The 14002-nt window shown below is 69.5% G+C and carries 13 protein-coding genes; 10 read left to right on the top strand and 3 right to left on the bottom strand.

Annotated elements, in window-relative coordinates:
• Nucleotides 1-64: 64 nt before the first annotated feature.
• Nucleotides 65-232 (top strand): DUF4236 domain-containing protein, encoded by a 168-nt coding sequence (locus NS3_RS28410; RefSeq protein WP_084495288.1) that lies wholly within the window; start codon nt 65-67, stop codon nt 230-232.
• Nucleotides 233-254: 22 nt separating this feature from the next.
• Here NS3_RS28410 and NS3_RS10320 read toward each other — a convergent pair whose 3' ends face one another.
• Nucleotides 255-1226, bottom strand: coding sequence for a GlxA family transcriptional regulator (locus tag NS3_RS10320; RefSeq protein WP_084495290.1), 972 nt, complete (start codon nt 1224-1226; stop codon nt 255-257).
• 73 nt (nt 1227-1299) lie between these two features.
• Between NS3_RS10320 and NS3_RS10325 the strand changes: the two genes are divergently transcribed.
• Entirely contained in the window at nt 1300-1755 is a 456-nt protein-coding gene (locus NS3_RS10325; protein ID WP_157101262.1) for a hypothetical protein, read from the top strand.
• A gap of 138 nt (nt 1756-1893) precedes the next feature.
• Nucleotides 1894-3411, top strand: a complete 1518-nt coding sequence (locus tag NS3_RS10330) for a sulfatase family protein (protein ID WP_067857344.1) — start codon at nt 1894-1896, stop codon at nt 3409-3411.
• A gap of 125 nt (nt 3412-3536) precedes the next feature.
• Here NS3_RS10330 and NS3_RS10335 read toward each other — a convergent pair whose 3' ends face one another.
• Together NS3_RS10335 and NS3_RS10340 are read right to left on the bottom strand one after the other, a co-directional pair.
• Nucleotides 3537-4322 (bottom strand): MerR family transcriptional regulator, encoded by a 786-nt coding sequence (locus NS3_RS10335; protein WP_067857347.1) that lies wholly within the window; start codon nt 4320-4322, stop codon nt 3537-3539.
• A gap of 4 nt (nt 4323-4326) precedes the next feature.
• On the bottom strand, nt 4327-5139 hold the full coding sequence (locus tag NS3_RS10340) for an alpha/beta hydrolase (protein WP_067857350.1): 813 nt from the start codon (nt 5137-5139) through the stop codon (nt 4327-4329).
• A gap of 403 nt (nt 5140-5542) precedes the next feature.
• Between NS3_RS10340 and NS3_RS10345 the strand changes: the two genes are divergently transcribed.
• The 7 genes from NS3_RS10345 to NS3_RS10375 are packed head-to-tail and all read left to right on the top strand — an operon-like array spanning nt 5543 to nt 13866.
• The gene (locus tag NS3_RS10345; protein WP_067857353.1) at nt 5543-6592 is read left to right on the top strand and encodes a 3-oxoacyl-ACP synthase III family protein; all 1050 of its coding nucleotides are present in this window, start codon (nt 5543-5545) and stop codon (nt 6590-6592) included.
• Between the two features lie 8 nt (nt 6593-6600).
• Nucleotides 6601-7515: a hypothetical protein gene (locus NS3_RS30325; RefSeq protein WP_067857355.1), complete on the top strand. Its 915-nt coding sequence runs from the start codon at nt 6601-6603 to the stop codon at nt 7513-7515.
• Nucleotides 7512-9221 carry a fatty acid CoA ligase family protein gene (locus NS3_RS10355; protein ID WP_067857358.1) on the top strand — a complete coding sequence of 570 codons (1710 nt, stop codon included), beginning with the start codon at nt 7512-7514 and terminating at the stop codon, nt 9219-9221. Before NS3_RS30325 ends, NS3_RS10355 begins: the two co-directional genes overlap by 4 nt.
• Nucleotides 9218-9517 (top strand): hypothetical protein, encoded by a 300-nt coding sequence (locus tag NS3_RS30020; protein WP_067857361.1) that lies wholly within the window; start codon nt 9218-9220, stop codon nt 9515-9517. The genes NS3_RS10355 and NS3_RS30020 overlap by 4 nt, the downstream gene beginning before the upstream one ends.
• Entirely contained in the window at nt 9514-10560 is a 1047-nt protein-coding gene (locus tag NS3_RS10365; RefSeq protein ID WP_067857364.1) for an NAD-dependent epimerase/dehydratase family protein, read from the top strand. Before NS3_RS30020 ends, NS3_RS10365 begins: the two co-directional genes overlap by 4 nt.
• A 19-nt stretch (nt 10561-10579) precedes the next feature.
• Complete coding sequence (locus NS3_RS10370; protein WP_067857368.1) at nt 10580-11767, top strand: peptide synthetase; 1188 nt, start codon at nt 10580-10582, stop codon at nt 11765-11767.
• Between the two features lie 35 nt (nt 11768-11802).
• Entirely contained in the window at nt 11803-13866 is a 2064-nt protein-coding gene (locus tag NS3_RS10375) for an MMPL family transporter (protein WP_067857623.1), read from the top strand.
• Nucleotides 13867-14002: the final 136 nt, after the last annotated feature.

The raw sequence follows: 14002 nt of genomic DNA on the forward strand, positions 1-14002 counted from the left end.
TTCGGCGAAGCGATTGAGACCGAACAGAATCGGCTACCCTGACGGCAGATCAGGGAGGTCACACATGCCCATCAGGTATCGCCAGCGCAAGTCCTTCGGGCCGCTGAAGTTGAATTTCACCCAGCAGGGTCTGTCCTCGTGGAGTATCAAGATCGGCCCGTGGTCGTGGAACTCCCGCAGCAAGAAGAACAGCGTCGACCTGCCCGGCCCGCTGAGCTGGCGTCAGCGCTGAGCGCTGAGCGCTGTTTACTTCGTCATCGAGCGGTAGCGGTCCGGAAGCGTCCGGGCGGCTGACCGGTGGTGCGCCGCAACAACCGGTTCAGGGTGGTCGCGTCGGCCAGTCCGACAGCGTGCGCGACCTCGGTGACGCTGCGGTGCGGATCGCGCAGCAGGTCCAGCGCGCTCTCCACTTTGATGCGCTGGGCGAACCGGATCGGTGACAGACCGGTGGCCGCGTGGACCCGCCGTGCCAATGTGCGCGACGACATGTGGGCGGCGGCGGCCAGTTCGTCGAGGCGGATCGGCTGATCGAGGTGGTCGAGCACATAGCGCTCGACGGTGACCAGATCCGGGTCCAGGTCGCGGTAGACGGCACTTCGCCGAAACGGCGTCTGCGAAATACGCGGCGCCACAGCGATTCTCGACGACACGATCCCGGCGATCGCCGGACCGAACTCGTCCTCGATGATCGCCAGCAGCAGGTCGACATGTCCGAGTGCCGCGCCCGCGGTGAGTGCCGGACCATCGCGGATGAGCATGCGATCGGCGTCGACCCGGCAGCGCGGATAGCGTGCGGCGAACAGGCCCGCCAGCCACCACGTCGTGGTCACGGTCCGTTCGTGCAGCACACCCGCCTCGGCCGCGAGGAAGGTGCCGGTACAGGAGGCGGCGACGCGGGATCCGCCCTCCGATCCGGCGGCGAGCCATGCCGCCGCGGCGCGTAGCTCGGGATCGTTCATCCGACGTTCGACCTCGGTCGCGCCCGATTCGCCGATTCCGGGGACGACCACCCACGGGCGTGCAGGTCCGGTGTCGGACAGGGGAATCGCGGGTATCGACATCCCGCCGCGCAGAGCGATCGTGCCGATGTCGCCGCCGACGACCCGGACATCGACGGATGCGTGGGCGCCGGTGTGACTACGGGTGATCGCCTCGGCCAGGTCGACGGTGGCGGCGACCCCGACCGGTCCCGAACCCGGCACGACGAGCAGGTCGATCTCGAGCATGTGGCAAGAATAGGCAATTTCTTGTCCATCTCGCCACTTCTTCCGGCCGCACAGCGTTCGTAGCGTGATCGGCATGCCATTTCTGCACATCCGAACGTCCGCGGGCGCCTTTTCCGAGGCCGCCATCGACACCTTGGCCGCCCGACTCACCGAGGCGAGTTGGCGCGCCGAATCCCTTCCGGACACCTCGGAAGCGAGGATGTACGCGGTGGCCTTCCACGACGAGATCCCCTCCGGGCGCACCTACTGCGGCGGCCTGAAGGCCGATGAACTGGTCGCGCTGGTGCTCGTCGACTTCACCGTCGGCGAGGGCGTCCTCGATCCGGTCCGCCGCGTTCGATTCGCCGCCGACCTGGAACGCGCCGCTCGCGACATCGCTACCGATCTCGGTGGCAGGCGGCTGGTCACTTCGGTCACCTTCGACGAAGTGCCCGACGGCCGCTGGGGCCGGGGCGGCCGGATCATCCGGCTGCCGGAGATGGCGGCCGCCGCCGGATTCGAGCACCTGCGCGAGATCGCCGCGAGATAGAGGCGGCCACCGACCCGTTGGGCGAGGATCGGCTGCGCGCGCACGGCCCCGTCGGCGACGATTCGCCGCGGCCGGCCTCTAGGCTCTACGGCAACCGCGCACCGCGGCGGAGCTTGTCGAGTCCCGGAGGAGTTCGAGATGTTCACCGTGCCAACGGCGCGACGCGTGCTGACCGTGTCGCTGGTCGTCGCATCCGCCTCGACGATGTGCGTTTCCGCGGCATCGGCACGGGAGGATGATCGTCCCAATGTGGTGATGATCCTCGCCGACGACCTCGATGCGGTGACCACTCCGGTGTGGGAGGCCATGCCGCGTACGGCCGAGTTGATCCGCGACCGCGGTGTCGAATTCACCGAGGGATTCGCGCCGCTGCCGATCTGTTGCGCGGCCCGCTCCTCCATCCTGACCGGGAACTACGGTCACAACACCGGGGTGCTGACCAACGCGGGCCCGGTCGGCGGCTTCGAGACGTTCCGCGCCAACGGCAACGAGTCGCGCACCTTCGTCACCGCCCTGCACGACAGCGGGTACCGGACCGGCATGGCGGGGAAATACCTCAACGGTCTCGAGGACGATCCCGGTCACATCCCGCCCGGCTGGGACGACTGGAACGCCGGTGTCGACAACTTCCTGTACGCCGGCTACAACTACACCCTCAACGAGAACGGCCGCTTCGTGAAATACGGTGTGGCGCCGCAGGATTACCAGACCGACGTGGTCGCCGAGAAATCGCGGCGATTCATCACCGAATCGGCCGCCTCCGGACAGCCCTTCTTCTGGTACGCGGCGTCGACCGCACCGCATTTCCCGATTCCGCCCGCCCCGCGCCACGTCAGCGACACCGCGCCCACGGCCGCGCCGCGCTCGCCGAACTATCAGGAGGCCGACGTCTCCGACAAACCCACCTGGCTGATCGACACAGCGCTCCCCCGAGCCGCGACGATCGAGGCGACCAACGACGTCGACTACACCAACCGGCTGGGCGCGCTGAAATCACTCGACGAGATGGTGGCGGGCATCGTGACGACCCTCGCCGAGACCGGCGAGCTCGACAACACCTACCTGGTCTTCACCTCCGACAACGGCTACAGCCTCGGCGCGCATCGCCTGACCCAGAAGATGGCGCCCTACGAAGAATCCATGCGAGTGCCGCTCGCGATCGCGGGGCCGAATATCGCGAGCGGGCGCTCCGATGCCATGGCGCTGTCGATCGATCTCGCACCCACCGTTCTCGACTGGGCCGGCATCACCGGGACGGACCGGATGGACGGCCGCTCACTCACCGCTGTGCTGGGTGGTGAGAGAAGTTCGTGGCGAACGGATTTCGCCGCCGAGTACGGCGGCGCGGGCTACACCGGACGGGACGGCATCGCCCAGGAGCAGATCCCCGGCACGGAGACACCGCTGGTCTACGCCGTGGACATGCCGTCCTGGGTCGGGATCCGCAACCAGCGCTACCTCTATGTGCGCTGGTACGAACGCGAACGTCCCCTCCCCGAACGGGAATACGAGCTCTACGACCTGCACACCGATCCCTACCAACTCACCAACCTCATCAAGACTCCCGAAGGCCGGGCCGCGCACGCCGACCTGATCGCCGACCTCGACCGCCGGTTGAACGAGCTGGCGACCTGCGCGGGCACGGACTGTCACTGACCTCGTCCGTGCCGATGACGGGACCGGTTCGCACGCCGACCTGTTCGATTCATGCTCCCCCGACGACGCTCGGCAGCCGCCGGAGCGCGTGATCCCCTGAGTCGCTCGGCAACAGATCCGGTTGTTCAGTCGGAGTCCGGTCCCGGAATCGCGACTCCCGCGGCCCGCAGCTTCACTTCCACGAGCGTGGTTAGTCGCGCCGTGGCCGAATCACGCTCCTCGGCGTAATCCCGGATCAACCGATAGCGGGTCCCGGTCTCGGTGCGAGCCTGGAAGGCGGTCACGACCTTCAACAGTGCCGGGTTCGCGAGATAGGTCTCGGCCATGTCCTCGGCGAGTTCGGGTATGCGAGGGTCGTACGGCTTCCAGGTCGCGGCTTCCAGGGCGCGCTTGTTCAAGACGATGAAGCGGGGATCGTCGAGCGCGTGCTCGAGATCGTCGAGATATTCGTCGAATCCGTCGGGGACAAGCGCTTTCGCCAACACCAGTCCCTCCCGCGAGGCCGCCGCCTGCTCCGGAGTGAGGCCGAGATCGAGCATCCGTTCCAGTAATGTCACGACGCGTTCCGGCAGCAGGGCCCGGTCGCCGTCCGCCAACCGCCGTACGGTGGCCCGTCGGGCGACCAGGTCCCCGATCCGTTCGGTGAGCCGGCGTTCGACCTCGGCGATGGCGACAGCGAACAGCGTCGCGTCGGCCTCGAGCAACGGCCCGATCTCAGCCAGCGGCACCCCCGCCGCGGCCAGGGTGCGGACCTGCACGAGCCGGGACAGGTCGGCCGAGCCGTATCGCCGGTAGCCGCTGCTGTCGCGCGGGGGCTCGTCGAGCAATCCGTGCTTGTGGTAGTGCCGCACGGTCTTGACGGTGACACCGGCGAATGCCGCCGCCTGTCCGATCGTGACGCCGGTGATCATCTGCTCAGATCGCTTTCCGTTCGGGGAGGGCGGCGAGATCGCGCACCGCGTCGGCTACGGCTCGAAAATCCTTGCGCAGGATGTGCGAGTGGTTGCTCGCGACCTTCGCACTGACCCGCAGATTCGGGTTCGCCGCGAGCACCGGATTCAAGGACGCTCGTACCGCCTCCATTTCGTCTTCGCCGCCGCCGAGGTTAGCGCCGGTCGCGAGGACGTATCGCACGGGGTAGTCGGCGCGGTGGAGGACCGGCGCGAGGGCGGCATGCAGCCGATTGGCCTCGATATTGACCTCGGCGTGCTGGTCGGCGCTCATCCGTGCGGCCAGTCCCATCGGACGCGCAAGCGGAAGCAGGAACCGCATGCGGTGGAACAGCTTCCGGATCCGCGCCTCGCCCTCCGCGCCGGTCAGACCGTACGGCATGGCGCCGTCCACAGACACCACCCCGGCGACGCGGTCGGGATTCCGATCGGCCCAGTGCACCGCGAGCAGGGCGCCGTAGGACCAGCCGACGATCAGGGGGCGCTGCACACCGGTGGCCGCGAGGACGGCATCGATGTCGCGCAGGCACGCTTCGAAGGAATAGTCCGCCGACCGCTTCGACTTGCCACGCGCCCGCTCGTCGAAGGTGATGTGCCGGTAGTCCTCGCCGAGCGCGCCGATCAGTGGCCGCCACGGCGACGAGTCGGCGTAGGAGCCGTTCAGATAAACGAGGGGGCGGCCCGGACCGCCGGTGTCGGTCACGGCCAGCGCCGTGTCATCGACCGGCACCATGCCGGACCAGGTCGAAGTGCTCATGTTGCTTGTCGAAGTGATCATGCGATGAGCTTGAACATTGACCTCGGGTCAAGGTCAACACCGGTCGCGCGCCTCGCTGTGCCGATGGGCTCGGCGCGGCCGGAACCCACTCTCGCGGGCCGTTTGCCGATCGGTGTCCAGAACCGTCCTTCTCGGCCGGACGCGCGCGACGGCGGTCGGTCATAAACGCTGCACGCGCGGCAGAACGAGCGAAGCCGAAGGGGTGCACAGGGATAGATTTCCGCTATAGCGGAGTGGTCGCCGGTTGATGACACCTCACGGCAAGCAGCTTCACGGTTTGTGTGAACAACGCCACGGCAGCCGAATTGCGCAGCACAACAGTGGTTACTGTCCGGTAATGTCCGTCGCGCCGTCGATCGTGGCGATCTCGAAGCCGTCATCCGTCCCACCGCTGGAGCGTCCCATGCCGCAGTCCCGTTTCGAATCCATCGGCGCGTATCTGCCCTCCGACATCCTCACCACTGAGGAGTTGCTGTCCCGGCTGGCCACGCCGCCGTCGTTCGATCTGGAGAAGATCACCGGAGTCAAGGAACGCCGTGTGCACTCCAAGGCCCCCGAGGCGTACGAGGATTCCTTCACGCTGGCCGCCAGAGCCGCCGAGGACTGCCTGTCGCGGTCCAGGTACGAGGCCGGGGACATCGACGTCGTCATCTCCACTTCGATCACCCGCAGCCGGTACGGCACCCGGATGTACATGGAGCCGTCGTTCGCCGGAGCGCTCGCGCGACAGCTCGGGGCGGCCCGCGCCATCACCTTCGATGTCTCGAACGCCTGCGCCGGAATGCTCACCGGCACTTACATTCTCGACCGGATGATCCGTTCGGGCGCGGTACGCAACGGCTTGGTCGTCAGCGGTGAGGCGATCACGCCGATCGCCGACACCGCGGTCGCGGAGATCTCGGAGAAGTACGACCTGCAGTTCGCCTCGCTGTCGGTCGGCGACTCCGCGTGCGCGGTCGTGCTGGACGAGGCGGTCGACGACCGCGATGTCATCCACTACGTCGATCTGATGACCGCCGCGGAGTACGCGCAGCTGTGCCTGGGCATGCCCAGCGATCGCAGTCAGGGCATCGCCCTCTACACCGACAACCGTCAGATGCACAACGAGGACCGGTTCCGGCTCGGCCCCGACAGCCATCGCAGTTACCTCGCCGCCCAGGGCCGCACCTTCGCCGACGAGAAGTTCGACTACGTCATCCATCACCAGTTCGGCGCCGCGGCGATCCCGTGGATGAACGCCATCTGCGAGCGCGAATTCGGCAGCCCCATGCCGCCGGACCTGCGGGTGATCGAGAAGTACGGCAACACCTCCACCACCTCCCACTTCCTGGTGCTGCACGACTCGCTGCAGGACCAGGCCATTCCGGAAGGGTCGAAGCTGCTGATGATCCCCGCGGCCTCGGGCATCGTCACCGGATTCCTGTCCACCACCATCTCTTCGCTGAAGGTCTAGGTCGAGTCATGAGCGTGCGTATCACATCCACCGCGATCAGCCGCGGCGGCGAAACCATCGGCATCGTCGCCCACAGCGGTCGGGCCGCCCGGCTCTGCCTCGAGCGCGCGGGCGTCCGGCCCGACCAGGTCGGGGTGCTGATCAACACCGGTGTCTTCCGTGACTCCAACACCCTGGAACCGGCTGTGGCGGCGTTGATCCAGAAGGAAGCGGGCATCGGCCTCGAGTACGCCGTGGACGATCCGCGGACCTTCGCCTTCGACCTGATGAACGGCGCGACCGGAGTGCTGGAGGCCGTCCGGGTGGCCACCTCGATCCTGGAGACCGGCAGCACGGAATACGTGCTGATCGTCTCCGGCGACACCCATCCCTCGCTCACCCGGCCCACCGCCACCGCCGAATTCCCCTACGCCACCTGCGGTGCGGCCATGCTGCTCGGCCGCACCGAGGAACCGGCCGGGTTCGGCACGGTGCGCTCGGTCGCCGGCGCGGGTACGCCCGCCGTCGAGGGCTACGTCGACACGGCCGCGATGGGAACCACCGGACGCGGCGCGATGACCATCGTGCGGGAGGACGACTTCGCCGAGCGTCTGCTCGCCGTCGCGGTGGAGGCCGCCGCGGGCGTGCTGGCCGAGTCCGAAGCCGGCGAGACAGGTGACCTCGCGCTGCTGACATCCACGCCCACAACGGATTTCGGTGTGCGGCTCGCCGACGCGCTCGGCATCGACCGCACCCACGTGCGTGCTCCCGACCTCACCGACGGCGACCCGCACACCGCGGCGCTCACCGCCGCATTCGACCGGGCGGTCGCCGACGACACGCTCACCGGCTACCGCCGCGTCCTGTTCGTCGCGGCGGGCGCGGGACCGTCGGCGGCCGCCGTGCTGTACCGGTTGCCCGCTCCGGCCGGAGTGCCGGCATGACCGCTGCCGATCCCCTCGGCGCCGAGCGCACCACCACCCCGCAGACCTACTGGGCGGGACTGGACCGATTCCGTGAGGTCGTGCGCCAGGACCCGCGTCGCCCGGCGCTGCGCTATCCCGACGGCTTCGGGCCCGATGGATTGCCGCAGTACCGCACGCTCGAATACGGCGAACTCGACGCGTGGGCGGCCGCCATCGCCCAGCGGATGTCCGACGCCGGTGTCGGCGCGGGAACCCGCACGATCGTGCTGGTGCTGCCCGGACCGGAGCTCTACGCGACCCTGCTGGGGCTGCTGGAGATCGGCGCGGTGCCGGTGGTCATCGACCCCGGCATGGGTGTGCGCCGGATGCTGCGCTGCCTGCGCGCGGTGCGGGCCGAGGCCTTCATCGGCATGCCGCAGGCACACGCGCTTCGGGTGCTGACGCGATGGAACTTCCGGACCGTGCGCACCGCGGTGACGGTCGGCAAGCGCTGGTTCTGGGGCGGGCCCACGCTGAACTCGTGGGGCCGCCGCCCCGAGCGTCCCCGGACACCGGGTGTCCACGGCGCCGCCGACGACACGCTGCTCATCGCGTTCACCACGGGCAGCACCGGCCCGGCCAAGGCCGTCGAGATGACGCACGGCAATCTCAGCGCGATGGTCGAACAGGTGCACTTCGCCCGCGAGGAGCGCGCGCCCGAGGCTTCGCTCATCACGCTGCCACTGGTCGGCGTGCTGGATCTGCTGCTGGGCTCGCGCTGCGTCATCCCGCCGCTGGTGCCGAGCAAGGTGGGCGCCACCGATCCCGAGCATGTGGTGGACGCGATCGGTCGGTTCGGCGTCCGCACGATGTTCGCCTCCCCCGCCGTGCTGATCCCACTGCTGCGTCGGCTGCGCGCGCGGCCGCGGGAACTGCCCACCCTCGAGAGCGTGTTCTCCGGCGGAGCACCGGTGCCGGACTGGTGCATCACGGGTCTGCGCGAGGTGCTGCGTGAGGATGTCCGCATCTTCGCCGGATACGGCTCCACCGAAGCGCTGCCCATGTCGACCGTCGAATCCAGGGAACTGCTGGACGGATTGGTGGACCGGGCGCACCGCGGCGAGGGCACCTGCATCGGACGACCGGCACACCGGATCGAGGCGCGCGTCGTGGCGATCACCGAGGAACCGCTGCCGACCTGGGCCGATGTCGAACGTCGCGCCGGTGAGCTCGACAGCACCGGCGGCATCGGCGAACTCGTCGTCGCCGGACCCAATGTGAGCACCCGCTACCACTGGCCGGAGCAGGCCAACGCACTGGGCAAGATCGCCGACGGCGACCGGATCTGGCACCGCACCGGTGACCTGGCCCGCCTCGACGAGCAGGGCCGGATCTGGTTCTGCGGCCGCAAGAGTCAACGCGTGCGGACCACGGACGGCGAACTGTTCACTGTGCAGGTGGAGCAGATCTTCGCGCCGGTCGCCGGCGTGGCGCGCACCGCGCTGGTCGGTGTCGGCGAGCCCGGCGCCCAGCGTCCGGTGTTGTGCGTCGAAGTCGACGAGGACGCCCGGACGCAGACGGTGCTGGCCGCCGTGCGCGCCCGCGCCGCCGAGTTCGCGCTCACCCGGCCGATCACCGATGTCCTGGCGCATCCGGGCTTCCCGGTCGACATCCGGCACAACGCCAAGATCGGCCGCGAAGAACTCGCCGTGTGGGCGGGCAAGCAGCTGGGCGGCGCACGATGAGCGCGAACCGCCGGGCATCCGCGAAAGTCCTGGCCCTGCGGGCGATTCCGATTCTCGGCTGGCTGTATCTGGCGGTCGGCGCGGTCGCCGCCTGGCGCGGACGGGCGCCGCGCCACCGGCTGCTGCGGGCGGCGTGGTGGATCGACGCCTTCCTCAGCCTGGTGGTGCACGCCGCGCAGATCCCGGTCGCCCTGCGGGCCGCCGAAGGCAGCGGTCGGTCGGCGCTGCGCACCGCTGTGCTGACCCAGATCTTCGGACTGACCTGGTGGCGCACCAACGGAAAGGGACAGGCGTGAGCACGGTACTGGTCACCGGGGCATCCGGATTCGTGGGCGGCGCGGTGGTGCGCCGGTTGGTACGCGAGGGCGAGCACGAGGTGGCCGTGCTGGTGCGCCCCACCAGCGACCTGAGCGATCTCGGTGACGCCGCGGACGCGGTGCGCAAGGTCTACGGCGACCTCACCGATCCGGCCTCACTGGCGCGCGCCACCGCGGGCATCGACATCGTCGTCCACAGCGCGGCCCGGGTCGACGAACGCGGCACCCGCGCTCAGTTCGTCGCCGAGAACCTGCACGCCACCGAGCATCTGCTGGCCGCCGCGCGCCGCGACGGGGTGTCCCGGTTCGTCTTCGTCTCGAGCCCGAGCGCGCTGATGGACCGCGACGGCGGCGATCAGATCGACGTCGACGAATCGGTGCCGTATCCGCGCCGGTACCTGAACTATTATTCCGAGACCAAAGCCGCCGCCGAGCGCGCCGTGCTGGCCGCCGACTCGCCGGGGATGCGGACCGTCGCGCTGCGGCCGCGGGCGATCTGGGGTGCGGGCGACCGCTCGGGCCCGATCGTGCGCATGCTCTCGCGCACCCAGGCCGGCTCGCTGCCTGACCTGTCCTTCGGTCGCACCGTGTACGCCTCGCTCTGCCACGTCGACAATGTGGCGGAGGCGTGCCTGCTCGTGACCCGGTCCGACGCCCCCGGTGGGCGGGCGTATTTCGTGGCCGACGCCGAACGCACCGACGTGTGGGGATTCCTCGCCGAGGTCGCGCGGCGGCTCGATTACCCGGTGCCCACCCGCACCCCGAACCCCGCCGTGCTGAACGCGCTGGTGACGGTGCTCGACACGGTGTGGCGCATCCCGGCGGTGGCCGCCCGGTGGTCCCCGCCGCTGTCGGGCTATGTCGTCGCGTTGCTCAGCCGCACCGCCACCTACGACACCGGCGCCGCCGCCCGCGATCTGGGCTATCGGCCGATCATGGACCGCGACACCGGTATCGACGAATTCCTCACCTGGCTGCAATCCGAGGGCGGAGCGCTCGCCCTCACCGCATCACTGCGCTGATTCGCGAACGGACACCACGATGGGCACCGACTACCGCAGGCCGATCACCCCCACCGAACGGCTCTACTTCTCCACCAGGCAGGTGACGCCGCCGTTCATCATGCAGCTCGCCGTGCCCGGCGAGGGCACGCTGGACCCGGCCGTGCTGCAACGGGCCGTCGATGTCGCCTCGGCCGCGAATCCGGGATCGCGGCTGGTCGCCGACGGCGACCGGTGGACCGACAGCGGAGTCGCCGCGACGGTGCGGGTGGTGCCCGGCTGGACGCTGGACTACAACGCACTCGAGCACGACGCCGAACTGAACAGGCCGCTGGGGCCCACCCCGGACCGCACCACCGAGGTGCTGCTGCTCACCGGCGACCCGGTCACGGTGCTGTTCCGGGCGTTCCACGGCGTCATGGACGGCATGGGCCTGCGCCGGTGGGTGGACGACATCTTCCGTGCGCTGCGCGGGGAACCGCTGGTGGGCGCGCCCGATCCGATCGCCGACGCCGAACTCGTCGACCGGATCGGCACGCCGGGGAAACCGACCCTGGTCGTCCCCCGTTTCCGCGCCGCCACCGGCCGCGGCAGACAGGATCGCAGCGCACCCCGATGGCTGCTACGGCACCGCACCGTCGAGGCCAACGGTCGCGCCGTGGTGGCACGCACCTGCGCGATTCTCGCCGAGCAGACCCGCGGCACCTCCCGTTTCATGATCCCGGTGGACCTGCGCAGGCACGATCCGGCATTGCGCTCGACCGGGAATCTGGCGCTGCCGCTGTTCCTGGATGTCGCGCCCGGCACCGGATGGGAGGCCGTCTCCGCGCGGATGCGCGCGGGCTTGAGCGTGAACCAGGAACTCAACGAGATGGACAACGGCGGGCTCTCACGTTACCCCACGCCGATGGTGCGTTCGGTGCTGCGGGCGAGCAACTGGCTGGGCGCTCGCGCGGGCCGGAACATGGTCTCGGCCACCGTTTCCCACATGGGCACGGTGGACACGGCCGCGCTCGCCACTCCCACCTGGCGGCCCACCACCATGCGTATCCTGCCTCAGCACAGCGGTGCGATGCCGCTGCTGTTCGGCATCCTCGCGGTCGGACCGCGACTGGAGATCACCGTCTCCTGCCGCAACGGCGCGGGCATCGAACTCCGGTTGGAAGCGGTACTGGACATCCTGGCCGCGCGGCTCAGCGCCGAGCTCGCCGAAGCGCCCGCGGCGTGATCCGGCTCGACCGGCTGGTGCGGAGCCGGCCCCGGATGATCCTGGCCGTCTTCGCCTCGATCATGCTGGCGTGCGGGTTGTTCGGCGCGGACACCGCCGAGCGGGTGAGCTCGGCCGGATTCAGCGACCCCGGCAGCGAGTCCGCGCTGGTGGAGACTTTGGTGCGCGAGCACTTCGGCCCTCAGACCCCCGATGTCGTCGCGCTGTACACCGCGCCCGCGGGGCACACGATCGACGAGGTGGCGCCGCAGGTGCGCGCCGCATTGGACAGCATCGATCCCGCCCTGCTGCAACGCCCCATCGAGACTCCGTGGACGACTCTGGGCAAATCCGCCATGCTGCGCTCCGATGACGGCACGCAGGCACTGGCCCTGGTCTACCTCGCGGGTGACGAGAACCGCCGCATCCACGCCTTCACCGATATCGAGGCGACGCTGCGGGTGCCGGAGGTGCCGACCCGGCTGTCCGGCTACAGCGCGCTGGCCACCGAGATCAACGAACGCTCGGCGCAGGACCTGGTTCGCGCCGAGGTCATTTCACTGCCCCTGGTGTTGGTGATCCTGGTCGTGGTGTTCGGCGGATTGATCGCGGCCGCCCTGCCGATGGCAGTCGGTGTGCTGACCGTGCTCGGCGCGCTCGGCGCGATCCGCCTGCTCACCGAATTCACCGAGGTGAGCGTCTTCGCGGTCAACATCGCCTCGCTGCTCGGCCTCGGCATGGCCATCGACTACGGGTTGTTCCTGGTGAGCCGGTTCCGCGAGGAGCGCGCCGCCGGAGGTGACGTGGCCGCGGCGGTGACCCGCACCTACGCCACCGCGGGCCGGACCATCGCCTTCTCCGCACTCCTGTTGATCTGCGCCTTCGCCGGGACGTTCGTCTTCCCCCAGGCGGTGTTGCGGTCGCTCGGCTTCGGCGCGATCGCCGCGGTCGCCTTGGCCGCGCTGCTCTCACTGACGGTATTGCCGGCCCTGCTGGTGCTGGTAGGCCATCGCATGGCCCCGGCTCCCGAACAGCCGCGCACCGAGCGATTCTGGGGCCGCGTGGTCGGGGCGGTGCTGCGCCGTCCCGGTGCGGTCGCACTCGCCGCCGTCGCGATCCTGCTGTTGCTCGCCGCGCCGCTGACCGGCCTGCGACTGGGCGACATCGACCACCGCGCGCTGCCCGCCGACAGCTCGTCCCGGGCGACCGTCGAAGAACTCACCGTCCGATTCCCCGCGGCGGGCAGCGGAATCAACGCGGTGCTGCGCGGCGACGACGGCCCGCCGCAGTCGGCCGCGGTCGAGAGCGCCTCGCGCGCCATCGCCGCGGTGCCGGGCGTGCGGACGGTGCTCCAGGTGGGGCGCGCCGACGACATCGTGGTCTTCCACGCCTTCCTGGACGCCACCGACCGAAGCGACGCCGCCGCCGACGCGGTCCGCGGAGTGCGCGCCCTCGAGCCGCCCGCGGGCACCCACGTGCTGGTCGGCGGCGACACCGCGGCCACCGTCGACAGCGTGGACTCGATCCTGCGCTACATGCCCTGGATGATGCTGGTGATGGTGGCGGCCACCCTGATCCTGCTCACGGCCGCCTTCGGCTCGATCGTGTTGCCGCTCAAGGCCGTCGTCATGGCCTTCCTCAGCCTCGCCGCCACCTTCGGCGTGCTCACCTGGATCTTCTGCGACGGCAACCTCGCCGGCCTGCTCGCGGTGAGCACCGGCCCGATCGCCGCGGGCATGCTGGTGCTCATCATCGCGGTGGTCTTCGGGCTGTCCACCGACTACGAGGTGTTCCTGCTCTCGCGCATGGTGGAAGCTCACCACGACGGCGCCGACACCACCGAGGCGGCGCGGATCGGCACGATACGCACCGCCCGTGTCGTCACCGCGGCCGCGACACTCCTGGTGATCGTCACCGGAGCGTTCGCCCTGTCCCCGCTCACCCCGATGCGCATGCTCGGCCTCGGCATGATCATCGCCCTGGTCATCGACGCCACGCTGGTGCGCATGCTGCTGGTGCCCGCGACCGTTCGCCTGCTCGGCGCGGCCAACTGGTGGTCGCCGTTCGCTCGCGTGGATCACCGTGAGCGCGAAATCGGACTGTCGGCGGTTTCTCGGTAGAAACGGGGCGCCCCGGAGGCGGACCTCGGTTTCGTCGCGGCGGAGGGAGCCGGACGGCCACCGGACCCTTGCGGTCTTACGCGCCCGCTTGTACGCTCGCGCGTTATATCGACCGTTATAATCCGGTGTTATCGAA

Source organism: Nocardia shimofusensis NBRC 100134, assembly GCF_001613125.1.
GTDB lineage: Bacteria > Actinomycetota > Actinomycetes > Mycobacteriales > Mycobacteriaceae > Nocardia > Nocardia shimofusensis.